Origin of the sequence: Nocardiopsis sp. LDBS1602 (assembly GCF_035818715.1) — a bacterium.
GTDB classification, from domain to species: Bacteria; Actinomycetota; Actinomycetes; order Streptosporangiales; family Streptosporangiaceae; genus Nocardiopsis; species Nocardiopsis alba.
In genome coordinates this window covers 202,651-227,038 of the sequence record NZ_JAYLVW010000004.1, presented here as the reverse complement: position 1 = coordinate 227,038, position 24,388 = coordinate 202,651, and the positions used below count along the sequence as shown (strand labels likewise).

16 protein-coding genes and 1 tRNA gene are annotated in these 24,388 nt (G+C 71.6%); 10 read left to right on the top strand and 7 right to left on the bottom strand.

The features are described 5' to 3' along the window. Positions 1 to 222: 222 nt before the first annotated feature. Both U9J66_RS16170 and U9J66_RS16165 read right to left on the bottom strand, forming a co-directional pair. Positions 223 to 678 (bottom strand): NUDIX domain-containing protein, encoded by a 456-nt coding sequence (locus U9J66_RS16170; RefSeq protein WP_326338070.1) that lies wholly within the window; start codon positions 676 to 678, stop codon positions 223 to 225. 149 nt (positions 679 to 827) lie between these two features. Further along, positions 828 to 903 (bottom strand) — tRNA-Arg (locus U9J66_RS16165). 512 nt (positions 904 to 1,415) lie between these two features. On the opposite strand from U9J66_RS16165, the gene U9J66_RS16160 reads away from it, so the two are divergent. Together U9J66_RS16160 and U9J66_RS16155 are read left to right on the top strand one after the other, a co-directional pair. Further along, complete coding sequence (locus U9J66_RS16160; protein ID WP_326338069.1) at positions 1,416 to 2,363, top strand: cobalamin biosynthesis protein; 948 nt, start codon at positions 1,416 to 1,418, stop codon at positions 2,361 to 2,363. Positions 2,364 to 2,515: 152 nt separating this feature from the next. Then, entirely contained in the window at positions 2,516 to 3,757 is a 1,242-nt protein-coding gene (locus U9J66_RS16155; protein WP_326338068.1) for an MFS transporter, read from the top strand. A 92-nt stretch (positions 3,758 to 3,849) separates the two neighbouring features. Here the strand turns inward: U9J66_RS16155 and U9J66_RS16150 are convergent, their stop codons facing one another. Beyond that, a complete protein-coding gene (locus U9J66_RS16150; protein ID WP_014912389.1) occupies positions 3,850 to 4,356 on the bottom strand; it encodes a hypothetical protein in 507 nt (168 codons plus the stop codon). A 356-nt stretch (positions 4,357 to 4,712) separates the two neighbouring features. Between U9J66_RS16150 and U9J66_RS16145 the strand changes: the two genes are divergently transcribed. The 3 genes from U9J66_RS16145 to U9J66_RS16135 all read left to right on the top strand — a co-directional run bounded on the left by U9J66_RS16145 (position 4,713) and on the right by U9J66_RS16135 (position 9,468). Further along, positions 4,713 to 7,547 carry a penicillin acylase family protein gene (locus U9J66_RS16145; protein ID WP_199806166.1) on the top strand — a complete coding sequence of 945 codons (2,835 nt, stop codon included), beginning with the start codon at positions 4,713 to 4,715 and terminating at the stop codon, positions 7,545 to 7,547. A 154-nt stretch (positions 7,548 to 7,701) separates the two neighbouring features. Next, positions 7,702 to 8,184 (top strand): NfeD family protein, encoded by a 483-nt coding sequence (locus U9J66_RS16140; protein WP_014913583.1) that lies wholly within the window; start codon positions 7,702 to 7,704, stop codon positions 8,182 to 8,184. Between the two features lie 201 nt (positions 8,185 to 8,385). Continuing rightward, entirely contained in the window at positions 8,386 to 9,468 is a 1,083-nt protein-coding gene (locus U9J66_RS16135) for an SPFH domain-containing protein (protein WP_326338066.1), read from the top strand. Between the two features lie 63 nt (positions 9,469 to 9,531). On the opposite strand, the gene U9J66_RS16130 is transcribed toward U9J66_RS16135, so the two are convergent. Next, the gene (locus tag U9J66_RS16130; RefSeq protein ID WP_161110371.1) at positions 9,532 to 10,497 is read right to left on the bottom strand and encodes a quinone oxidoreductase family protein; all 966 of its coding nucleotides are present in this window, start codon (positions 10,495 to 10,497) and stop codon (positions 9,532 to 9,534) included. 21 nt (positions 10,498 to 10,518) lie between these two features. Next, positions 10,519 to 12,729 carry a serine/threonine-protein kinase gene (locus U9J66_RS16125; RefSeq protein ID WP_326338064.1) on the bottom strand — a complete coding sequence of 737 codons (2,211 nt, stop codon included), beginning with the start codon at positions 12,727 to 12,729 and terminating at the stop codon, positions 10,519 to 10,521. Positions 12,730 to 13,053: 324 nt separating this feature from the next. Here U9J66_RS16125 and U9J66_RS16120 point away from each other — a divergent pair, with 324 nt between their 5' ends. Continuing rightward, entirely contained in the window at positions 13,054 to 13,341 is a 288-nt protein-coding gene (locus tag U9J66_RS16120; RefSeq protein WP_014912338.1) for a DUF6504 family protein, read from the top strand. 24 nt (positions 13,342 to 13,365) lie between these two features. On the opposite strand, the gene U9J66_RS16115 is transcribed toward U9J66_RS16120, so the two are convergent. Beyond that, on the bottom strand, positions 13,366 to 13,953 hold the full coding sequence (locus U9J66_RS16115; protein ID WP_326338062.1) for a GNAT family N-acetyltransferase: 588 nt from the start codon (positions 13,951 to 13,953) through the stop codon (positions 13,366 to 13,368). A gap of 168 nt (positions 13,954 to 14,121) precedes the next feature. Then, positions 14,122 to 15,240 (bottom strand): peptidoglycan recognition protein family protein, encoded by a 1,119-nt coding sequence (locus U9J66_RS16110; RefSeq protein ID WP_326338061.1) that lies wholly within the window; start codon positions 15,238 to 15,240, stop codon positions 14,122 to 14,124. 492 nt (positions 15,241 to 15,732) lie between these two features. Here U9J66_RS16110 and cobT point away from each other — a divergent pair, with 492 nt between their 5' ends. From cobT to U9J66_RS16090, 4 genes are all read left to right on the top strand, one after another. Beyond that, a complete protein-coding gene (gene cobT, locus U9J66_RS16105; RefSeq protein WP_326338060.1) occupies positions 15,733 to 18,159 on the top strand; it encodes a nicotinate-nucleotide--dimethylbenzimidazole phosphoribosyltransferase in 2,427 nt (808 codons plus the stop codon). A 266-nt stretch (positions 18,160 to 18,425) separates the two neighbouring features. After that, positions 18,426 to 19,706 (top strand): uroporphyrinogen-III C-methyltransferase, encoded by a 1,281-nt coding sequence (gene cobA, locus U9J66_RS16100; RefSeq protein WP_161110367.1) that lies wholly within the window; start codon positions 18,426 to 18,428, stop codon positions 19,704 to 19,706. 73 nt (positions 19,707 to 19,779) lie between these two features. Beyond that, positions 19,780 to 21,663 carry a dynamin family protein gene (locus tag U9J66_RS16095; RefSeq protein ID WP_017533754.1) on the top strand — a complete coding sequence of 628 codons (1,884 nt, stop codon included), beginning with the start codon at positions 19,780 to 19,782 and terminating at the stop codon, positions 21,661 to 21,663. Continuing rightward, positions 21,660 to 24,296, top strand: coding sequence for a YfjP family GTPase (locus U9J66_RS16090; RefSeq protein ID WP_326338058.1), 2,637 nt, complete (start codon positions 21,660 to 21,662; stop codon positions 24,294 to 24,296). The genes U9J66_RS16095 and U9J66_RS16090 overlap by 4 nt, the downstream gene beginning before the upstream one ends. The last annotated feature ends 92 nt before the right edge of the window (positions 24,297 to 24,388 follow it).

Here is a 24,388-nt window from a genome sequence, read left to right as displayed (position 1 = left end):
TCCGCCATGTGTTACTCCATGGTGTGCCGATCTGGTCCAAAACCGCGGAGCGCGAACGGAGCACACAGGGCTGGAAGAGTCCGATGGTGACTCGCGAGGTTCTGGCGCGAACACTGCTTTCAAGCTGGACGAGCCGCTCCTGCCTGTTCTCCGCTCCGGTGAGGAACAGGGTGACGGGCCGCCTGTGGATGATCAGTGCCCGGGCCTCGCGGTCGGGTTCGCTCACCCGGCCGGTGCCAGTCGTTTCCCGTCGTGGCTGCGGATGTGGGGGCCGTTCGGGTCCAGGGCGTCGAGGAGTCGGATCGCGTAGACCTCGGACATACGCTCGGCCACCCCTTCGGGGGTGAGCCAGGCGACCGCGGTCGACTCGTCCGACGTGCGTAGATCGCCACCGGAGGGCACGCACCGGAAGACCAGGGCCACGATGCCCCGAGCGGTGTTCTTGTAGACGCCGCTGAGCGGTCCCACCTCGACATGGCCCCCGCTCTCTTCCCAGACCTCTCTTTGTACTCCCTCCTCCGGGGTCTCCGCGAGTTCCAAGACGCCACCGGGGAGTTCCCAATTCCCGTTGTCCGCACGACGGATCGCCGGGAACCGACCGTCCTCGCGGACGACGGCCCCCGCGACGGATACGGAGTGCAGCGGCGTTGACGGCCTATCTCCGGTGCTGTTACCCATGCGCGCGAGCCTAGAGGGAGAAGAGACGAAAGGACCTTTCGGAGAGGGCGGGTCACCGTTCCGCCCGTGCCAGGCAGGAGAACACCCCCCACAACGCGACGAGGACCCCTTGCGGAGTCCTCGTGTGCCCCGTCTGGCCTGGGGTTTCGTGGCGCACCCGGCAGGATTCGAACCTGCGGCCGTCGGATTAGAAGTCCGGTGCTCTATCCACTGAGCTACGGGTGCCGGCATTCAATTGTGGCCCGACTTCGCCGGACGTGACCGGGTTGTGACCGGGGGTGGGGCGAGAGGGGCGATCCTCTGGCGGGAGGGCCCGCGCGGTGGTGCCTCCGCTGTCCCGAGCAGACATTCTAGGGTATTCGGCAGATGTCGCCCACAGCCGGGCAAAGCCTCATCGACTACGGGGATTCGTAGTTGCGTCTCTTTAGCACGCGCGTTCCACCAAATCGGTCTCTATGGGCTTCCCGCCCCACGTTACCGGTGATTAACCCCGGTTGCGGTGCTGCGCGGCCGGTGTTTCGCGAACTGCGAGGGGCCGCCCCTCACCGAGAGGCGGCCCGGTCGATCAGAAGACCCACCACTGACCTGCGGAGATCTCCGTTGACGCGAGCTCGACCAGCATGTGTTCGCCTCTCTTGCCGACTGTATGGGGCTCTAGGGGTATGGACGAACGAGCGGTGCGTCAAACCGATTCGGCCGTGGTCAGGTGACCCGGGTCGGTGCTGTTGACTGAGGGCATGAGACGGGGATTGATCTCGGGGTTCGTGCTGGACGGGTTGGTGCCGGATCCGCGTGAGGGGCATCCGGTGGCGCTCTTCGGCGCGGCGGCCGGGAGGTTGGAACGGTGGCTCTACCGCGACTCGGTGGCGGCGGGGGCGGTGTTCACGGCCGCCGCCGTGGTGCCGGTGGTCGTGGCGGGTCGTGGGTTGCGGGGGCCGGTGGCCACCGCCGCGGCGACCTGGGCGGTCCTGGGCGGAAGCATGCTCGGGCGTGAGGCCGAACGGGTGGCCGACGCCTTGGAACGAGGGGATCTGGAACGGGCACGGACGCTCGTGCGGGGCCTGTGCGGGCGTGATCCGAGCTTCCTGGACGAGGACGGGGTGGCGCGGGCTGTGGTGGAGTCGGTCGCCGAGAACACCTCCGACGCCGTCGTCGGTCCGCTGGTGTGGGGCGCGTTGTGCGGAACGCCGGGGTTGGTGGGTTTCCGGGCGGTCAACACGTTGGACGCGATGGTCGGTCACCGGAACGAGCGTTACGAGCGGTTCGGTAAGGCCTCGGCCCGGTCGGACGACGTGGCCGGATGGGCGCCCGCCCGGTTGACGGCCCTGCTCGCGGTGGCCGCGTCGCCGCTGGTGGGCGGGGACATGGGGAAGGCCTGGAGGGTATGGCGGCGCGACCGTCGTGCCCATCCGAGTCCGAACGCCGGACAGTGCGAGGCCGCGTTCGCGGGCGCGCTGGGGCGGACGCTGGGCGGGACCAACACCTACGGGGATCGGGTGGAGCACCGGCCCCGGATGGGGGAGGGGCCCGAGGTGGGGGTCGCCGACATCCGGCGGGCGGTGCGGTTGGCGCGGGCGGTGAACGTGGGCGCGCTCGCGGTGGCGGTGGTCGGCGCGGGGTTCGGTAAGGGGCGCGCGCCGGGTGGCCGCCTTCGACGTCGGGGGGCCGTCGCCGGCCGGAGGTGAGTCGTCTACTCTCCTACGACGCCGTGCTTCCGCCGCGCTTCCACGGACGTGACGCCGTTCCGATGTTCGAAGGGCCGAAGCGGCGCTCGGACGTCGGATTCGCCGTCGCCCGCCACCCCCCTTCGCCGACCCCATCGAGACAAGGCCCCGACATGACCTCCATCGAGTCCTCGCCCCATCCCGACCAGAGACGTGTCCTGACCGTGTTGGTCGTCGCGCAGGTGCTCAGTGGCGCCGGTCTGGCGGCGGGCATCACCGTGGGGGCCCTGCTCGCCCAGGAGATGCTCGGCGGCGCGGGTTGGGCCGGTCTGCCCAGCGCCCTGTTCACGGTGGGTTCGGCGGTGGCCGCCGCCCTGATCGGTCGGACCTCGCAGCGTCTGGGGCGGCGTACCGGTCTGGCGGCCGGGTACGCGGTGGGCGCGGTCGGTGCTCTGGGTGTGGTCGCCGCGGCGATGGCGGACAGTGTGGCGCTGCTGTTCGTGTCCTTGTTCGTGTACGGGGCGGGGACCGCCACCAACCTCCAGGCCCGTTACGCCGGCGCCGACCTGGCCACGCCGGGCGGCCGAGGGCGGGCCCTGAGCACGGTGATGGTGGCGACCACCCTGGGCGCGGTCGTGGGCCCCAACCTGGTCGAACAACTAGGGGCTCTGGCACGGTCGATCGGGATCCCGGAGCTGTCCGGCCCCTTCCTGCTGGCCGCCGCGGCCTACGCCTCGGCCGGTCTGGTGCTGTGGCTCCTGCTGCGTCCCGATCCGCTGCTCACGGCCCTGGCCCGGGAGACGGGTGTCGAGGGCGTCGCGGTGAAGGACGACGCCGGGTCGGACGGCGACCGGCGGATGCTGCTCCTGGGGGCGACCGTCATGGTCCTGTCCCAGCTCGTCATGGTCGCGATCATGACGATGACCCCGATCCACATGATCGGTCACGGGCATTCGGTGGGCGCGGCCGGTCTGGTGATCGCCGTCCACGTCGCGGCGATGTACCTGCCCTCACCGATCTCCGGTCTGCTGGTCGACCGGGTGGGAAGGCTGCCCGTGGCGGCGGCCTCGGGGGTCACCCTGGTGGCGGCGGGGATCGTGGCGGCCCTGGCCCCGCCCGCGTCGGTGCCGCTGTTGGCGTTGGCGCTGGCCCTGCTGGGGCTGGGGTGGAGCTTCGGTCTGGTGTCGGGGACGGCGATCATCACCGACGCGGCCCCGACCGCCACCCGGGCGAAGGTCCAGGGCACCGTGGACGTGGCGATCGCGATCGCGGGCGCCGGTGGAGGTCTGGCCTCGGGGATGGTGGTGGCGGCCGGGAGCTATGCCCTGCTCTCCCTGAGCGGGGGTGTGCTCGCGTTGGCGGTCCTGCCGGTCATCGTCTGGTCGGCGCGTGCCAAGGCCGCGAACGGGGTCTGATCGCGCCCTTCCCGCCCCGGCCCGCGGCCGGGGCGGGCGTCGGTCCCCCGCGCCCCTCCTCTCGATCACGTCCGTCGTCGGGCGGGCGCCGTTCAGGCCGCGAGGGAGCGAGCGTGGTTGACCTGATGGTTGACCTGGGTCACGATCACGCGGTTGCTCACCGGGACGAGGGTCGAGTGGTGGTGGCCCGCGCCCTGGACGGTGACCTGTACGTGGCCGTTGACCCTGGTCTCCTTGACCAGTAGGAAGAGCAGGCCGAGCAGGCAGGTCCACCAGAAGACGAGGATCGCGACGACGATCGCCCAGGTGGGGGTGTGCTGTTCGGCGCGGCTCATGTCGGTCACCGTCCAGACGGTGCCCTTGATGGGGAAGCGTCCGGCCGGGGTGATCACGGTGTTCTGGGTGACCGCGATGTCCCCGATGGTGAGGAGAGTGGGTTCGCCGGGGAGGGGTGTAGCGCCCTCGGCGGGCATGTAGCCGCCGGTGGAGGGGGTGTAGGGGTCGAGTCCGCCGCCGTGGGGGCCCGGTGGGAGGCCCCAGCCGGCGGGGCCGTTGCCGGGACCCTGCCAGGGACGTCCGGGTTCGGGGTGCTCGTTCATGGGGGGATTGTGTCAAAGGCCCGCCCGTTCGAGGGGCGCCGTCTCACGGCCGGGGGAGGTTGTGGCCGGTTGTGGCCATTCGAGGGGGTGGGTGTGAGGGACCGTGTGCGGTGCGTTCGGAGTATCGCCCCTGGTGTGTCCCCCGTCACGTTCAAACATGAGGGTTCGGGGCGTTCTGTCCAGGACGCTCCCGAAAACGTGAAAGACTTTCGCGATTTGCGCGCCCCTACGTAACATGCGGCTGATCCATCGCCCGCACCCCCAGGTGGTGACAGCTACACATGCCTCCCTCCCCTCCGCCCCTCAGCCCCCCTGCCCGAAGGCGCCGGTTCCGTGCCGGCGCGGTGGGGGCCGCCATGGCGGTCGTCGCCTCCACCGTCTCCGCGGTGCCGGTCGCGCCCGCCCTGGCCGAACCCGTCGCCTACGAGGACTACTGCGCGCCCGCCGGGTGCCTGGACATCCTCCCGCCGGGCCAGAACGGCAGCGCCACCCTGGTCGAGATCCTCGGCCACCAGGTCTTCGGCACCCGTCCGGCCTACTCCTCCAGCCAGCTCGACATGTACGACGAGCTGGTGCACCAGTACGACAACCTCACCGAAGAGCGTCTGGACGAGTTCTTCCAGGACGCCACCTTCGGGGTCGGCGACGCCGGAGTGGACCGGGAGTACCGGCCGCGCGAGGACGTCACCATCACCCGCGACGCCCGCCACGGCATCCCGCACATCGAGGGAACGACCCGTGAGGGCACCATGTTCGGCGCCGGATACGCCGCCGGAGAGGACCGCCTCTTCCTCATGGACGTCCTGCGTCGCGTCGGCCGGGGCGAACTCACCTCCTTCGCCGGAGGCGCCGAGGGCAACCGCGGTCTGGAACAGGACCTGTGGGCCACGGCGCCCTACACCGAGGAGGACAAGCAGGCCCAGATCGATCGGGTCGCCGACAGCGGAGAACGGGGCGCTCAGGCCCTCGCCGACGTCGACTCCTACCTCGAAGGCGTCAACGCCTACATCGCCGAGTCCGACAAGGGCCGCTACTTCCCCGGCGAGTACGTCCTGACCGGGCATAAGAACGCCATCACCAACGCGGGCGAGATCGAGCCCTTCACCCCCACCGACGTCGTCGGCATCGCCGCCATGGTCGGCGGGATCTTCGGCGGCGGGGGCGGCGGAGAGGTCCAGTCCGCGATCGTCCTCGCCAACTTCCAGGACCGCTACGGCGCCGAGGAGGGGCTGGAGCTCTGGCGTGCCTGGCGGATGGAGAACGACCCCGAGGCCTCGGTCAGCGTCGACGGTGAGTTCCCCTACAGCCAGACCCCCGACGACCCGGTCGGCGAGGTGATCCCCGACGCCGGATCGGTGGAGCCCTACGACATCGTCCACGACGAGTACGGTTCGGCGGCCTCCGACGCCTCCGTCGCCGCGGCGGAGTCGGTCTCCGACGAGGAGGTCCCAGGGGCCGACGCCCCCACCGTGGACGACCTCACCGAGGAGCAGCGGGCCGAGCTGGAGGAGATGGCCGAGGAGGGCGACCTGTCCGCCGTCGAGGGCATCTTCGACGACGGCGTGCTCCCCGAGGGCTTCCTCGACCCGAGGGGCATGTCCAACGCCCTGCTCGTCTCCGGTGAGCACACCGAGAGCGGCAACCCCGTCGCCGTGATGGGTCCCCAGACCGGGTACTTCTCTCCGCAGCTGCTCATGCTCCAAGAGCTCCAGGGGCCCGGGATCAGCGCGCGCGGCGCCTCCTTCGCCGGTGTCAGCTTCTACGTCCAGATGGGACGCGGGGTCGACTACGCCTGGAGCGCCACCTCGGCGGGCCAGGACATCACCGACACCTTCGCGGTCGAACTGTGCGAGACCGACGGTTCGGCGCCCACGACCTCATCGCGCTCCTACGTGAACGCCTCCGGTGACTGCGTGGACTTCGAGTCGCTGAGCGTCAGCAACGACTGGACCCCGACCATCGCCGACCAGACCCCCGAGGGCGGCTACACGCTCACCTCGTTGCGTTCGGACCACGGCCTGGTGCGCTCCTTCGCCACCGTCGACGGCGCTCCGGTCGCCTTCACCGAGCTGCGATCGACCTACATGCGCGAGGTCGACTCGATCCTCGGCTTCCAGAGGTTCAACGACCCCGACGAGATCACCTCGGCGGAGAGTTTCACCGAGGCCGCCGGGGACATCGGCTACGCCTTCAACTGGCACTACGTCGACGACGAGGACATCGCCTTCATCAACTCGGGCTCCAACCCGATGCGGCTCGAGGGCACCAACCCCAACCTGCCGATCGACGCCTCCTCGTCCGCCGGCTGGTCGGGCTGGGACCCGGCCACCAACGAGGCCGACTACCACCCCAAGGAGGACCACCCGCAGCAGATCAACCCGGACTACATCGTCAACTGGAACAACAAGCCGGCGCAGGGGTACACCTCGGGCTGGTCGACCGGTTCGGTGCACCGCAACGACCTGCTGGACGCCCGGGTGTCCGGTCTGATCGGGGAGGGGCATCGGTTCACCACCGCCTCCCTGACCGCGACGATGATGGAGGCCGGGGTCGCCGACCTGCGCGCCGAGCAGGTGCTTCCGCTCCTGCTGGAGGTCATCGACTCCGAGGAGGTCGACGACCCGGAGCTGGCCGCCACCGTGGACTCCCTGCGGGCCTGGGTCGACGGCGGAGCCCTGCGGCGCGAACCGCACCGCGACGCCGGCTACTACGACCACGCCGACGCCATCCGGGTCCTGGACGCCTGGTGGCCGATCCTGGTGCGGGCCCAGTTCGAACCGGGCCTGGGCGAGGATCTGTTCACCCAGATCACCCGGGCCGCCTCGGTCGACGAGTCCCCGGCGCGCAACGGGCACGTGGGCTCGGCCTTCCAGTACGGATGGTGGTCCTACGTGGACAAGGACCTGCGCACGGTCCTGGATCGAGAGGTCGACGGCACGCTCGGTGACCGGGCCTACTGCGGCGAGGGCGACCTCGGCGACTGCCGGACGGTGCTGTTGGACAGCCTGGCCCAGGCGGCGGCGGTCCCCGCGGGCGAGGTCTACCCGGGTGACGGGAACTGCTCGGCCGGCGACCAGCTCTGCGCGGACACGGTGATCCACCAGTCTGTGGGCGGGATCGACATGTGGCCGATCCACTGGCAGAACCGACCCACCTATCAGCTCGTCTACGAGTTCTCCGGCGGACGCTAGCCGCTCGGAACGGACGCGGCCCGCGGCACACCCCGACCCTCGGGGGAGCCGCGGGCCGCGATCGTGTATCCGTTCAGGGGATCTTGTGGTGCGGAGGGTTTGTGTGGGTAGCTTAAGGACTACCCGGAACCATGGCGGGGAGGGCCACAGGAACATGCCGGTCTGGCTGATCTGGATCATTCTCGCGACCGCTCTCGGCGTCGCCGAGTTCTTCACGCTGACCTTCGTCCTGGGTCTCCTGGCCGCCGCCGCTCTGGTGGCCGGATTGCTGGGCGCGCTGGGGCTTCCCGTGGTCGTGCAGATCATCGGGTTCGCCGCGGCCGCCGCCGCGGGGCTCGTCCTGGTCAAGCCGCTCATGGACCGGCAGATGAACCGGGGCCCCGACGTCCGTTCCGGAACCGCCGCCCTGGTGGGCAGGTCGGCGGTGGTCCTGGAGGAGGTCGACGCCGATCGCGGGCTCGTCAAGTTGAACGGTGAGGAGTGGTCGGCGCGCTGCCTGGACGAGGACCTGGTGGTCCCGGTCGGGGCGCGTGTCGACGTCATGGAGATCGATGGCGCGACGGCCGTGGTCTATCCGCGCGAGGCCCTGCCGGAACGGCCCGAACCGCCGGAACAGAACAGACCCGAGCAGGACTGACCGGCCGACACCGCGGCGGGTCGGCCGGCGGGACCGCTTCCGTCCACATCGGGGACGGGGACCGACGACCGGCCACGGACGGCGGCCGCATCCCCCGAACGAGGGAGTGTTCTCGTCGACGCTCTCGCGGCACCGGCGGAGCCGGTCCGTGACGAGCGGGCGACGATCGACGAGGACACGACCGAAGGACAGGTGCAGAAGATGGAATCAGCCATACCGCTCATCATCATCGCGGTCATCCTGGTCGCCGCCGCGCTGTCGGCGATCCGTATCGTGCCGCAGGCGCGCGCCTACAACATCGAGCGCTTCGGCCGCTACATCAGGACGCTCGACCCCGGACTGAACTTCATCATCCCGGGGGTCGACCGCGTCAACACCAAGTTCGACCTGCGTGAACAGGTGTTCAGTTCCCGGCCGCAACCGGTGATCACCGAGGACAACCTCGTGGTGAACATAGACACCGTCCTCTACTACCAGGTGACCCAGCCCAAGGCGGCCGCCTACGAGGTCGCCAACTACATCCAGGCCATAGACCAGCTCACCGTCACCACGCTGCGCAACGTCATCGGTTCCATGGACCTGGAGCGCACCCTGACCTCCCGCGAGGAGATCAACACCCGACTGCGCGGGGTCCTGGACGAGACCACCGGCAAGTGGGGGATCCGGATCAACCGGGTCGAGATCAAGGCGATCGACCCGCCTCCCACCATCAAGGAGGCGATGGAGAAGCAGATGCGGGCCGACCGCGACAAGCGCGCGGCGATCCTGCACGCCGAGGGTGAGCGTCAGTCCCGCATCCTCAAGGCGGAGGGCGCCCGTCAGCAGGCGATCCTGGAGGCGCAGGGAGACCAGCAGGCGGCGATCCTGCGGGCCGACGGTGAGGCCCAGGCGATCGAGCGGGTCTTCCAGGCGGTGCACGCCAACAACGCCGACGCCAAGCTGCTCGCCTACAAGTACCTGGAGACCCTGCCGAGCCTGGCCGAGGGCGAGGGCAACAACACCTTCTGGGTGATCCCGGGCGAGCTCACCGAGGCGGTCAAGAACGTCAGTCAGGCCTTCGCCGGCGAGGCGGCGGCGTCCACGCCCTCCACGGAGAAGACGGCCGACGAGGGGGCCGACAGCGGTCCGGCGCAGATCACCGGACCCGATCCGGCCGGTTCCTCCTCGGCCCGGGCCGCGGCCCAGGCGGCCGAGGCCGCGGAGCGGGCGGTCGCCGACGCCCGAGACGACGTGCGCAGGGCCGGCGCGGGGCTCGGCACTCCGGAACCGCGCGACGGCGAGTGAGGAGATCGGTTCCACGAACGCCCGGAGGCGCCCTCGACGAGGGCGCCTCCGGTTCGTCGAGGGTCAGACCAGCAGCAGCTTGCCGGTGGTGCCGCGCGAGGTCAGGTCCTCGTGGGCCCGGCCCGCCTCCTCCAGCGGGTAGCGGCCCCCGATCCGCAGGTTCAGCCGCCCCTCGCCGATCAGGGTGAACAGGTCGCGGGCGCGCCCCAGCAGTTCGTCGCGGTCGGCGACGAAGTGCGCGAGCGAGGGTCGGGTGAGATAGACCGAACCGGCGCCGTTGAGCCGCTTGGGGTCCACCGGTTCGACCGCTCCGCTGGACTGGCCGAACAGGGCCAGCACACCGCGCGGTCGCAGCGACGCCAGACTCGCGTCGAAGGTGTCCCGGCCGACCCCGTCGTAGACGGCGGCCACGCCCTCCCCCTTGGTGAGGTCGCGGACGGCCTCGGCCACCGGGGTCTCGGTGTAGCGGACGATCTCGTCGGCGCCCGCCTCACGGGCGACGGCCTCCTTGGCGTCGGTGGAGACCGTGCCGATCACCCGGGCGCCTCGGGCCTTGGCCAGTTGGACGATGAGCAGACCGGTACCGCCGGCGGCGGCGTGCACCAGGACGGTCTCGCCCTCGGCCACGGGGTGCACCGAGTGGGTGAGGTAGTGGGCGGTCATCCCCTGGAGCAGTACGGCGGCCGCCTGCTCGTCGGTGACGTCGTCGGGCACCGGCACGAGCCGGGAGGCGTCGATCACGGCCCGGTCGGCGTAGCCGCCCGGAGCCATGGCCCAGCCGACACGGTCGCCCGTCGCCAGGGAGTCGACCCCCTCGCCCAGGGCCGCGACCGTGCCGACGGCCTCCATACCGGGGACATAGGGCAGCGGCACCTGGTAGGCGCCGGCGCGCTGGTATACGTCGATGAAGTTGACGCCTCTGGCCGATACGTCCACCAGGACCTGACCGGGACCGGGGGCGGGGTCGTCCAACTCGGCCGGGCGCAGGACCTCGGGTCCACCGAACTCCTCGATCACGATGGCGCGCATGTCGTTCCTCCTGGGATGGGGTCAGTCCTCGGGGTCGATCCGGTAGAGAGAGTAGTCGGTGTAGGCGGCGCCGATCGGGTCATTGGCGGCACCGGGACGCAACACGATCCCGACCCGACGGCGTTCCTCGTCGTCGAGAGAGGAGTCGTCCGGGAGCGGCTGGTCGTCCTTGGTCTGAAGGACCAGCTCGTCGTTGACCCACATGCGCAGGTCCATGTAGGGGTCCTGGTCGTCCTCGACCACGTACTCGCAGGAGAGGGCGATCTCGTTGGTGACCAGGTCACCGAGGTCGGCCCGGTAGGGCAGCCCCTCGACGTCGCTCTCCTCATCGAAGAGATCGTAGGTGCGGAAACCGCCGACGTCGGTGGTGGAGGCGAGCGCGTTGTCACCGCTCTCCTCCGTCACCCGGCGGATCTGCGCCTCGGCGCCGTCGAAGCGCAGCAGAGCCTCGTACGTGGTGCGCTCGTCGTCCTCCTGGTCCCAGCAGCGCACCCCCGACGTGGACTCCCCGGGCCCCTCCAGCGCGATCATCGTGGTCCGGACGAGGATCCCGTCGGGCGTCTCGCGCTCGTAGGGGACGACCGAGCCCCGGGAGGGGCCGGACTCGGGATCGAGCCAGAGCATCATGGCGTTCTGGGCGCCCCAGTAGGAGACCTGGCCGGTGTCCGGGTCCTGAGGGTCGAACTCGTAGGAGGACCAGCCGGGGTCGGTGGCGAAGTCGTGCGAGTAGAGGCTGGTGGTGTTCTCCGGAGGCGCGGAGGAACCGGAGAACAGGACGGCGCCGCCGATCACCGCCACCAGGACCAGCGCGGTCGCGCCGCCGCCGATGAGCATGAGCCGGCGTCGCCCACCGGATCCGCCGTTCTCAGGGGTGGCGCCCGGACCACCGGGCGTGCCGGGACCACCCGGGCCGCCGGGACCGCTGTGGGCGCCGAAGGCGGGCTGACCGTGGGCGGGGGAGGGGCCGGGGTGCCCACCCTGATGGGTCGGCACGGGGTGGCCGCCGTTGTGCCATCCGCCGTGGCCGGGCCCCTGTGGGACCCCCGCGTAGGGGCCCTGACCCTGACCCGGGCCCTGCGGTCGGGCTCCGTAGGGGTGACCGGCCTGCGGCGGATGGGCCGGTGCCTCCTGGGGGCCGGAGGGCGGTCGCTGGGCGTACGGACCCGGCATGTGGGGCTGAGGAGCGGCGTTCTGCCCGCCGGGAGGGGTGGACCCTCCCGTGGGGACCCGCCCCTGGTCGGGCGCGGGAAGCGTGGGAGCGACCGCGGTCGGTGGCGGTGCCGCCTCTTCCCGGGGGAGCTCCTCGACCGTCTCCTGGGGCGGGGTGCCCGCGACCGGGGCCGAACTCGGCGGGGCCCAGGAGGTGCTGATCGTGCGTCGCACCACCGACTCCTCCGGGGACTCCTGCCCGGTGAGCCGGGCCAGGAGCTGCTGGGAGGTGGGGCGGTTGTCGGGGTTCTTGTCGAGGGTGGAGCCGACCAGGTCGAGCAGGCTCGGGTCCAGGCCGTCCAACCTCGGTTCCGCGGAGGAGATGTTGTGCAGGACGGCGGGCACGGTGGCGGCGTCGAAGGGGGCGCGTCCGGTGCCGGCGAAGGCGACCAGGCAGCCCCAGGCGAAGATGTCGGCGGCGGGGGTCGCCTGCTCGCCGAGGATCAGCTCCGGCGCCATGTAGGAGGGGGTGCCCATGAGCTGGCTGGAGCGGGTGATGCCGCCACTGGAATCGTCCAGGGCGCGGGCGATCCCGAAGTCGATGACCTTCGGTCCGACCGGGGAGAGCAGGACGTTGGCCGGTTTCAGGTCGCGGTGGATCACCCCGGAACCGTGGATGGCGGTGAGCGCCGCGGCCACGCCCATGGCCAGGCCGTCCAGGGTGCCGCCGCGCATGGGCTCCCCGTGCCGTACGGCCTCGTCGAGGTTGGGACCGGGAACGTACTCCGACACGATGAACAGGGGCTCGCCCTCCAGGCGGGCGTCGATGACGCCGGCGGTGGAGAAACGGGCCACGCGTCGGGCGGCGTCCACCTCGCGGGCGAAGCGCCTGCGGAAGGATTCGTCGTCGGCCAGATCGGGGTGGATCAGTTTCACGGCGACGGGGTGGCCGGCGGGATCCTCGGCGAGGTAGACGGTTCCCATGCCGCCGCGCCCGAGTCGGCTGACGACGCGGTAACCGTCGAGTTCACGCGGGTCCCCCGCGCGCAGGGGTTTGCCGCTTTCGTGGCCCTTGGACGTCACAGTAGGGGGTCCCTCGTAGATCGTGTGGTTCGCGCCTGACAGCGTATCGACGCCCCGCCCGGGCGCGTTTCGGGCGGGGGGTTCGACCCGGTGGTGGGATCGGCGCCGCCCATGACTCTCGTACACCTTCGAAGGCGGGAACGCCGGGTTCCGGCGATGGTGTCACAGGTGGGGACGTCTCCTGAGCGGAAACGGTTCCGGACCGGAGCCTCCTTCGCTAGTATTCGAATGCTTGTTCGAATGCCCGGCCGTACTTCCCCACGGGTGGGCACCTGGTGGTGTGCCCTCGACTCAGCACCATCGGACGTCGTTGGAGGTCGGTCGATGCCGGGGGGAGTCGTCGTGGGGCGGTACTACGGGGCGGACGTCACCGTCGTGGAGGACGAGGGGCGTCCGGCCAGGTTCGTCTGGAACGGAAGGGTCTACGGGATCCGCAGGATCCTCGACCACTGGGTGACCCTGAGTTCGCTACGGAAGCCGGGCGAAGGCTCTTGGGCGCCCGAATGTCGGCACTGGAGGGTGGAGGCGGGGTCCGCCTACTCCCAGGGGGTGTACGAACTGCGGCACGACACCATCACGCGGGAGTGGACCCTGGCCCGGGTCTGGGGCTGACCCGGACGCTCGTGCCGGGGTGCCTCAGTCGGCCTCGGGCCGTACGTCGGAGGGGACGAGGCTGTACACGGCCAGGTCGGCGCGTCCCTCGTGCAGGGGCATCGCGTTGCGTTCGACGCCCTCGGCGACGAAACCGGCGGCCTCGGCCACCCGGCGGGAGGCGGTGTTGCCGGTGGCGGCCTTGATCTCGATCCGTTGGAACCCCTGGCCGAGGGCCCAGCGGGAGACGGCCACGGTCGCCTCGGTGGCGTAGCCCCTTCCACGGCCCCAGGGGGAGATCCAGTAGCCGATCTCGGTGACCATCGCGGGCCACTCCGTGCGCAGGAGGGACATCGAACCGATGAAACGCCCGCTCTCGCGCTCCAGGATCGCCCAGTGCTGGCCGTCCCCGGAGGTGCGGATGGAGGGGGCCAGAGTCAGGCAGAAGTGTTCGGCCGACTCGCGGGTGTAGGGCTCTCCCGGAGCGGGGGTCGGGATCCATCGCTGGAGCCCGGGGTCGGTGCAGGAGGCGTACACGTCATCGATGTCGCTTTCGAGCGCGGATCGCAGTCGCAGCCGTTCGGTCTCGAGGATGACCGCGGGCATGATCGGCGTGCTCCGGGCGCTGGTCATAGTGGCTCTCGTCCCTCTTTCTCCAGGTACACGGGTTATGGGCGGCGCGGGGTCCGATCACCCTATGTGTTCGTTCCGGGAGACGCGCAAGGGCGGGGCGGCCGATCGGGCCGCCCGTCGAGGGCGCGTTCGGCCCGACGGAGGGCGCCGGGCCGAACGCGTACGGGATCAGAGCAGGCCTCGGGCCACCCGCTCCCGGATCAGGGTGTCGAAGACCTCGGAGAAGGCGTCGCCGGGGCAGGCGGTGTCCAGCCAGTCCCGGTGGCGGGCGACCGCCTCCTGCGGGGTCACCACCCCGGTGTCCGGGTTCACGTACTCGATGTCCCGGCCCGGATCGATCCCGGTCAGCGCGCACAGCAGGCGGAGCAGAGAGACCAGCGAGTCCTGAGCGGCCTGAGTGGGCAGGCCGTCGGTGAAGTCGCCGAGCAGGCACACACCGACGTTCCCGTGGTTGAACCCGACCGCGTGACCCGCGGTCACCGAGCGGGCCAGACCGGGCAGGGGCGGACCGGAGAAGACGGGCACGCCGTCCTCGCCCGAGTGCCGTCCTTCGTAGATCGTGCCCTCGGGGTCGATGAGCAGGTGGTAGCCGATGTCGCCCCAGCCCAGGTCGGCCGCGTGGTATCGGTACACGGCCCGCATGTCGGCCGCGTGGTCGTCCGTGGTCTCCCACGCGGTGTGGTGCACGGTCAGGGCCTGGGTCCGGTGGAAGACGGCCGGCCACAGGTCGGTGCCGTCCTCATCGAAGCGCAGGGACTCGTCGGCGCCCCAGCCCGCGCGGCTGCGCATGCGCAGGACGGTGGGGCCGGAGAAGGATCGGATCCCCTCGTCCTCCGCCGACAGGGCGACCCGCTCGGGGCCGCCGAGGTTCAGTTCCTCGCCGTCACGGGTGTTCAGGGCGGTGAGCTCGGCGCCGTCCGCGCCGCGGACCTGGTAGCCGGTGGCGCCCTCGGGGGCGAGCGCCATCGCGGTGGCGACCGGCTCGTGGTGGTCGGGGCCCTCGGTGTGGAAGTCCAGTTCCCGCCAAGGGCCGAGGCCGTCGGGGCCTTCGAAGCGTACGGCGGTCTCGGAGGAGACGGCCTCGGGAGGCCGTGCGACGGCGATGAGGTCGAAGCGCCGTTCGGGGCGGACGAGTTCTCCTGTGGCGGTGGCCCGCTCCGCGAGCACCCGGGGTGCCTTCAGTCCGTCGGTGGTCTCCGCCGAGGCCGCCGAGGTGAGCAGCGAGGGGGCGAGGGAACTCAGGCCCGCCACCGCCGTGGCGCTGGTCAGGAAGGTACGCCTGCGCATGCGTGTCCGATCTGTTCTAGGGGATGAGAGTGCCCCATGAGAGGGGCGTGAAGCGCGTGCTGTGGATAGACGCGGCTCGGCACCGGAACAGCCTGCCACAGGCATGTGACTTGCGACACGATAACCCCGGGTGTCGGACCCACCGCGACGCGTGTTCGGCCCGACCGAAAAGCCTCGAAGAACGGGAGACCGCTGAGTGAGAGGTGTTCGAGGAAGGGTGCGGGCCGCCGATATCACGGTCGGGTCGTGCCCCCTCCGGCCTTATCGGTCCTCGGTACCAGGGGGTATGCGGAACCCCGAAGGCCACCACGTACGGGGGTGGTCTCTGGCAGAGTTGGTGATGACCTGAGGCCCCTGCGCTCTGCGGGGGCAGGCTGCCCAGGGTCGGGGGACCTGTGCGAACGGTGCGGACACCGGGGACGACGTCGGTCCGAACCCCTACCGGACCGGATGAGACCGGGCAGCCCACGGACTTCTGCTGCGGGGAGCGATATGACCGACCACGACCGCGAGGACGCGCGTCACCGGGAGTACGAGGGGCCGAAATGGATGGGCGGACGCACCGCCCCCGGCCTCGGCCCGGCTCTGGGCGGCCTGTTCGAGGGCCTCCCTGGAACCGGTCAGGGGCCCCGGGGACGGGACGCGATGGGAGACCCCTCCCATCGGGTCCTCCAGGAACCCCAGGGGGCGCCCATGAACCCCGTCCGCCCCGAACGGCACACGATGTACGAGGAGAGCCGCCCGGAACAGCACGTCTCCAGGCGTCCGGAACACGACCACGGTGAAACGGCCGGCCACCCGTCGGGCACGACCCCCCGGAGCGAACCGGCACCGCGTCCGTCGATGGAGGGGCGCCGCGTTCCGGCCGCCGAGGAGCGGGCCGAGGAGCTGCGGCCCAACGTCATCCCCTTCCGGGGCGGCGCCCAGCCTCCCCGTTCCGCACCTCCCCGCCCGCAGTGGGACACGGGGGCGAGCACGGACCATGGTGGGGCGAGCACGGACCACGGTCAGGTGGACGAACCGCCGATGTCGGTCCGGCCGACGGTCCGGGACGGCGTCGAGCGCGCGCACGAGACGCTCGACCCTCTTCCGGAACCGCCGCACCAGGCGAGCCCCCGAAGTGACGAGGCCGTCGAAGCGGACCGCCCCCGACCGAGCCCCGAGACGCCCCGGAGTCCCTCCGACGACGCTCCGCGCGCCTCCGAAGGGGACTTCGACGAGACCGAACGCGCCGCCGTCTACCGCGCCATACGCGAACGCCGTGACGTCCACGCGGGCTTTCGCCCCGACCCCGTCCCGGCCGACGTGCTCACCCGTGTCCTGGAGGCCGCCCACCAGGCGCCCGGGGTCGGCCACACCCAGCCCTGGGACTTCCTGGTCATCGACGACCCGGAGCTGCGCGCCCGGGTGCGCGACCTCGCCGAGCGCGAGCGCGCCACCTACGACGACGCCCACCCCGACACCCGGGCCCACGCCCTCTCCGGCCTCAAGGTCGAGGCCATCGCCCAGAGCCCGACCAACATCGCGGTGACGGTCGACCCCACCCGGGGCGGTCGTACACCGGGGCGGCACTCCAAACCCGCCTCCTACTCCGCTGCGCTCGCGGTCGAGAACCTGTGGCTGGCGGCCCGCACCGAGGGGCTCGGCGTCGGTTGGGTCTCGCTCGTCGACGAACGAGAGGTCGCCGACGCCCTCGACCTCCCCTCCCACCTGGAGGTCGTCGCCTACCTCTGCGTCGGCTACGTTGAGGAATCACCGACGACCGACACCGAGGACGACGGACGGACCCGGGGACGCCCCTTGGCGTGGGTGGTGCACCGTGACCGTTACGGTCGTCGAGGTCTGCCCGGTCAGGAGCCCACGACCCTCCTGGAGGAGACCATCACCGCCATCGGAGCGCTCGACCACCGCGCCGTGGAGGAGGCCCGCGACCGGCAGGCCCGTATGACCAAGCCCCCGGGCTCCCTGGGGGTCCTGGAGGAGGTGTCGATCCGGCTCGCCGGGCTGGCCGGACAGTCCCCTCCGCCGATCCCCGAACCCGCGGCCGTCGCCGTCTTCGCCGGTGACCACGGCGTGCACGCCCAAGGTGTGACGCCTTGGCCGCAGGAGGTCACCGCGCAGATGGTCCGTAACTTCCTCGACGGGGGAGCCGTGGTCAACGCCTTCGCCGCCCAGGTGGGGGCCGAGGTGACCGTGGTGGACGTCGGCGTCATCGAGGACCTCGCCCCTCGACCGGGCCTGCTGTCCCGCAAGGTGGCGCGGGGCACCGCCGACCTCGCCCGCGGACCGGCCATGTCCCGGGAACAGGCGCTCCACGCTCTGGAGACCGGTATCGAGGTCGCCCGCGACCTGGTCTCGTCGGGCGCGCGCTGCCTGCTCACCGGTGACATGGGCATCGCCAACACCACCCCGTCCGCCGCGCTGATCTGTGCCTTCACCGGGGCCGACCCGGCTCTGGTCACCGGTCGCGGAACGGGGGTGGACGACGCCACCTACGGACGCAAGGTCGAGGTGGTCCGCCAGGCGTTGACGGTCGACCCGCCGGACCTCGACGACCCGATCGGCGTCCTGGCCTCCCTCGGTGGTCTGGAGCACGCGGCCCTGACCGGCTTCATCCTGGGCGGCGCCGCCCTGCGCGTCCCGGTGCTGCTGGACGGGGTGATCGCCGGCTCCGCCGCGGCCGCCGCGGCGGCGATCTCCCCGGAGTCCATGGCCGCCTGCTTCGCCGGGCACCGTTCCACAGAGCCCGGGCACGACGCCGTGCTCGAACACCTGGGGTTGCGTCCTCTGATCGACCTGGAGATGCGTCTGGGCGAGGGCTCGGGCGCCCTGCTGGCGTTGCCGCTGTTGCAGGCGGCCGCACGCGCCCTGCGCGACGTCGCCACCTTCGACACCGCCGGGGTCTCCACCGCCCCGTGAGACCGAAGGGCCGCCGGAACCCGACCCCGACGGGAACGGTCTCCGGCGGCCCGGACCGGGCGCGTGAGACGCCCGGACGTGAGGACGGGCACGGTGTGAATCACCTCTCCCGTGCCCGCTCCTTGACCTCCACGTGACACCGTTTCGGCAAGGTAATTTGAACCAATCGCCGAACATCGCCGGCGGCGCGCCGAGGCAGGGCCCCGCGCGCGCACCCCGCCGCCGACGTCGGGGGCCGGCACGGACGACCATGAGGGGTGCGATCCGTGACCTATCTCCTGGGCCTGCGCATGCGGGACCGTGACGTGCTTGTCGTCGGCGGGGGCAGGGTCGCCCAGCGCCGTGTCCCCGTGCTCCTGGAGGCGGGGGCCCGGATCACCCTCATATCCCCCGAGGTCTCCCCGGCCCTGGAGGATCTGGCCGCCGCCGGGCGGATCACCTGGCTCCGTCGTGCCTGGCGGGCGGGGGACGTCTCGGGGCCCGAGGCTCCCGCCTTCTGGCTGGTGCACGCCGCCACCGACGACCCGGGGATCAACGCCGAGGTGGCCGAGGAGGCCGAAGGCGCCCGGGTCTGGTGCGTGCGTGCCGACGATCGGCACACCTCCTCCGCGTGGACACCGGCGGGAGGCTCCGCCAACGGCATCACCGTCGGTGTCCTGGCCTCGGGCGACCCTCGGCGCGCGGCGGGCCTGCGCGACGCCATCACCGAGGGCCTCGCCGACGGCACCCTGGACGCCCGCCGCGGCCGGGAGCGCCTGCGCGGGGTCGCGCTGGTCGGCGGCGGCCCCGGTGACCCGGGCCTCATCACCGTCAGGGGGCGGCAGTTGCTCGCCCAGGCCGACGTGGTGGTGGTCGACCGTCTGGCGCCCACCTCGCTCCTGGACGGACTGCCCTCCGACGTGGAGATCGTGGACGCCGCCAAGATCCCCTACGGCCGCTCCATGCCGCAGGAGGCCATCAACGAGGTGCTCGTCGAACGTGCGGGCCGGGGCCTCTTCGTCGTCCGTCTCAAGGGCGGGGACTCCTTCCTCTTCGGACGAGGGGGAGAGGAGGCCGCCGCCTGCGCCGCCGCGGGGATCCCGGTCACCGTGGTGCCCGGGGTGACCAGCGCCCTGGCCGCGCCCGCCGCCGCCGGGGTGCCCGCCACCCACAGGGGCGTCGCCCAGGACATCCACATCGTCTCCGCGCACGTGGCCCCCGACGACCCGCGTTCCACCGTCGACTGGGCCGGGCTGGCCCGGGCCCACGGTACGGTCGTCGCCCTCATGGGGGTGGAACGGATCGAGGCCGTCACCGAGGCGCTGATCGCGCACGGTCGGTCGGAGGACACCCCCGTCGCGGTGGTCCAGGAGGCGACCCTGCCGGGACAGCGAACGGTGACGGGTACGCTGGCGGACATCGCCGCAACGGTCCGATCGGCCGGCGTGCGGCCCCCCGCCGTGGTGATCATCGGAGAAGTGGTCAAAACGGCTCGGGATCTTGACATACTGCACACGGGTGCCCAGTACGAGCCGGAGCGACTGGCGACCGGGCGCGATCTTCCGTGACACCTTCGATCCAGGCGCGCGTTCGCCGCGCCGACGAGGGGATCTCAGCACCGATGAGGAGGGCATACCGATCATGACCCGGCCGTCGGCAGCATCGGACACCTCGGAATCCGATGCCCCGGACCGGTTCGAAGCCGGACCGGACGCCACCTCAGACCAGACCGGCCCGGGCCTCGGCCCCGCGGCCGACGACCTCGACGGAGAACGTCGAGGACCCACCGTCCCTCTACCCTCCGGGCAGGCCAAACACCGTGCCCCCACCGGCGAGGACAGCCGTTTCGAACAGGTTCTGGAGACTCTGCGCAAGCAGGTCCTGGACCTGGAGTTCGCCGACGGTCTGGACGGGGCCGAAGAGGGACGGGCCCTGAAGGCGGACGTCCTGGCCCAGCTCTCCGACTACGTCCTGCCCCGGGTACGACGCCCCGATATCCCTCTGCTCATCGCCGTGGCCGGTTCCACCGGTGCCGGCAAGTCCACGCTGGTCAACAGCCTGGTCGGTGAGCAGGTGACCACCACAGGCGTGCGCCGCCCCACCACCAACAGCCCCGTGCTGGCCTGTAACCCGGCCGACGTGGACTGGTTCAGCGAGGCCTCCTTCATCCCCTCCCTGCCCCGTGTGCGCCAGCAGGGTCTGGCCATGCCCGGCAAGGACGGCATGCTGGTCCTGGCCGCGACCGAGGCGATGCCTCAGGGCGTGGCCCTGCTGGACACCCCCGACGTCGACTCCGCCGTCTCCGCCCACCACGAGTTCGCGGCCAAGTTCCTGGACGCCGCCGACCTGTGGGTGTTCGTCACCACCAGCGGCCGTTACGCCGACGCCCGGGTGTGGGAGTTCCTCCAGGTGGCCCGGGACCGGGACACCTCCATGGCCGTGGTGCTCTCCCGGGTGCCGCGCAGGGGGCGTCGTCGTCTCCTCGACCACTTCGGCGCGATGCTGGAGGCCAACGGCCTCGGCCACGCCGCCAGGTTCGCGATCCCCGAGACCGACCAGATCCGGGGAGAGCGCTTCACCTCCAACGTCGCCGACCACATTCGCGAGTACCTCGCGGACGTGGCGGGCGAGGCCGAACAGCGCGACCGGGTGTCCCGTCGCACCTTCATCGGTGTCATCGACAGCTTCCGCACCCGTGTCCCCGAACTTGCCCGCCAGGTGGAACGGCAGATCGAGACGGGCCACGCCCTGGGGGCCGTCGTCGACGACGCCTACTCCGACGCCCAGGACCGTATCGACACCTCCCTGGGCGACGGGTCGCTCCTGCGCGGCTCCCTGCTGGCCCGCTGGCAGGAGGTCACCGCCGGAGGCGACCTCGCCAAGAGCATGCGTCCTCGGGGCAAGCGCTCCCGCAAGGGCCGTTCCGAACAGGCCGAACGCGGTCGTCGGGTCGGTGCCCTGGAGGACGCCGTGCGCGACTCCCTGGAGGCCCTTGTGGTCTCCGCCGCGGAACGCGCCGCCGAGCGGGTCGAACAGCGGTGGCGCAAGGTGCCCGGGGGCGACGCCCTGGTCGAGAAGGCCCTGGCCAACCCCGGCGGGATGGACCTCGCCCGCCAGATGCGCCAGGAGATCGGCGAGTGGCAGCGCGAGATCGCCGAGCTGACCGCCGCGGACGGCGCCACCAAACGCTCGGTGGCCCGTTTCGTCTCCTTCGACCACGACGTCGTCGCCCTGGTCATGATCATCGACCTGCTCGGCTACGAACAGACCCGTTCCGGAGGCGGAGCCCACGCGGCCGAGTCCTCCGGCCCCTCCCCACAACGCCTGCTCAAGGGCTTGTTCGGCGCGCAGTCACTGCGCAGTATCGGCGGATCGGCGCGGGAGAACCTGCGTCGACGTGTCCTCGGCCTGCTCGCGTACGAGCGGGTCCCCTTCGACACCGCCCTGTCCGGCGCGGACATCCCGTCCGACGACAGCGCCGTCCAGCTCTACCAGGCCACGTACAACCTTGAGATTGCACGATGACGACTCAATGGAACCCCGCGCAGGCGGGGGACACCGGTGGCGGGGAACCTCGCCCCACCGGTGAGGACACCGAACGCGAGAGTACGGCGGGTCCCGGGCCGTGGGTCGACGACCCCGCGCCCGAACCCACCGCGCCCCGCGTGCGTGAGCAGCAGAGCGGCCCCTGGCGTGGCTACACCATGCCGGTCCCCGAACATCCCGAGCACGCCGAGGAGCGGATCAGGGGCGTCGACGACCAGCCCGCGTACGACGGGATCACCGGATACCCGGACCCCTCCGGAGCCGGCGCGGCGCACGGAGCCCTCCAGAGCGGCACGGAGGCGCGTCGTGAACCCGCCGCCTCGAAGGCCGAGCCCGAGGAGACGCGAGGCGAGGGCAGGCGTCGTTCCGGGCGGCACGCCCGCCTGACCGGAGAGGCGCGGCGCGCCCCGGTCGAGGGCGACCACGACGACCCCGAGAACCTCGCGGGCTGGGTCGGCAGCCTCACCGAGGCCGCCGACGACGCGCGTATCGCGGGCCGTCACACGGGGGCCTTCCCGGCGATCCGGCCCGAGCCCGAGGTCGACCCGGAACCCGAGCCCGCCGAGGCCGAGGCCGAGCCCGATGAGGCCGTGGCCGAACAGGAACCCGATCGTCGAGGCGCCCGTCCCGCGCCCGGAGCGGGCGATCCCCGTTCCCAGGCCACCTGGGTCCCCGACCCGCAGACCGACGAGGACGGGGACGAGAACGAGGAGGGCGAGGACACCGGGGGGCCGTCCGCGGAGGACCGTGTCCCGGAGGAGACCGGGGCGGTGAAGGAGCCGGACGAACCGGAGCCTCTGCCCCGCCGGGTCCCCGGACCCTCCGCGGTCTCGGGCGCCTTCCGCGCCATCGGGCCCGACACCACGGTCCCCGAGCGCCCCACCGAGGAGGAGGCGACCGGGAGGACCGAGGAGGTCGAGGAGGAGTACCGCTTCACCGACCACGACCGTCCCAGCACGGCCGGGGCCACCACCCGCTCGGAGCTCATCGGGCGGCTGGAGGCCCTGAGCACCCTCGTCGAACTGGGCGGGGACGACCTGCCCGAGGAGGCGACGGGCCGGGCCGGACAGCTCCTCGACCACGCGGGGGCGCGTCTGCGCCTGTCCGCCGAACACACGGTCGTGGCCCTGGCCGGTGGCACCGGGAGCGGTAAGTCCTCCCTGTTCAACGCGTTGTGCGGACTGGAGCTCTCCCAGATCGGGGTCACCCGACCCACCACGTCCAAGGCGCACGCCTGCGTGTGGGGACACGAGGGCGCCGACGCCCTGCTGAGCTGGTTGGGCGTGCCCACCCGCTACCGACACTCGCGCACCAGCGTCCTGGACACGGGCGACTCGGCGCTGACCGGCCTGGTCCTGCTCGACCTGCCCGACCACGACTCGGTGCGCAGCGTGCACACGGCCGAGGCCGATCGGCTGATCGGTTCGGTGGACCTGCTCGTGTGGGTGTTGGACCCGCAGAAGTACGCCGACGCGGCCGTCCACCACCGTTACCTGGCCAAGATGGCCGGGCACGGCGCGGTCACCGTCGCGGTCCTCAACCAGGTGGACAAGGTCGAACCCGAGGAGCTGGAGGAGCTACTCACGGACCTGCGCCGTCTCCTGGAGACGGAGTCGGGGGTGCACCCCCGGGTGATCACCACCTCGACCCTCACCGGTCAGGGCATCGACGAACTGCGCGGGTTCCTAGGAGAGACGGTCGGAGAGCGACGCGCCCTCGTGGACCGTCTGGTCGCCGACCTGGACCAGGTCGTCGAGCCGTTCGAGGAGTTCCGGGGGACGGGGGAGATCCCCCGGACCGTCTCCGAGCGGGTGCGTTCCCGTGTCCAGGAGGGGCTCGCCGACGCCGCGGGTGTGGCGGCGGTGGCCGACGTGGTCGAGACCAACGAGGTCCGTCGTGGCAAACGTCGGGTCGGTTGGCCGGTGGCGCGCCGGGCCTCCAGCCTGCGCAAGGACCCGCTGGCCGCCGTCCAGCTGGACTTCCTGCGTCGGGCCGAGCCCGGCGTCGGCGGCCCGGTCGACGCCCACGAGGCCGAATTGGAGACGGCCCTGGGCGAGGCGGCGGACGAGATCTCGCGGGAGATGCCCTCGCTCTGGCGTCGGAGGATGCGCGCGGCGGCCCGTTCGGGGCTGTCCGAGCTGTCGGCGGAGCTGGGCGAGGCGGTCTCCGGCGCGGTCGGCGACCCGGATCGCAGTCCCTCATGGTGGCGTCCGGCCCGGGCGGTGCAGTACGCGCTGCTGACGGTGGCCGGTATCGGCCTTCTCTGGGCCCTGGTGTCGTCGGTGAGTCTGATCGGCGGTGGCATCACCGGACTGCGGATGTTCGACGATCCGCTCTTCATCGCCTACTCGGGTGCCGTGGTGGCGGCCGGCCTGGTGGTGGGATGGCTGACCGGCGTGGGCTGCGGGAACCTCGTCGAGGTGGCCGCGGTCCAGCGCCGCGAGGAGGTCGAACGGACCGCTTTGGAGCGGGTCCGGGAGATCGCCGCGCAGCGGGTCGTGGCCCCGATGGAGGAGGAACTGGAGCGCTATCGCGCCTTCCGGGAGGCCTACGAGGCGGCGGTGCCTGGGGATCGGCGGGCCGGCCGACGGCACGGGGCGCACGAGGAGTGAGGATCGAAACCGTCGTCCGAGGGTGATGTCTCGGGGACGACGGGTGATCGGGGGCGGATCGCCTAAGGGCGATTCGTCCCCGTTCGTATGTA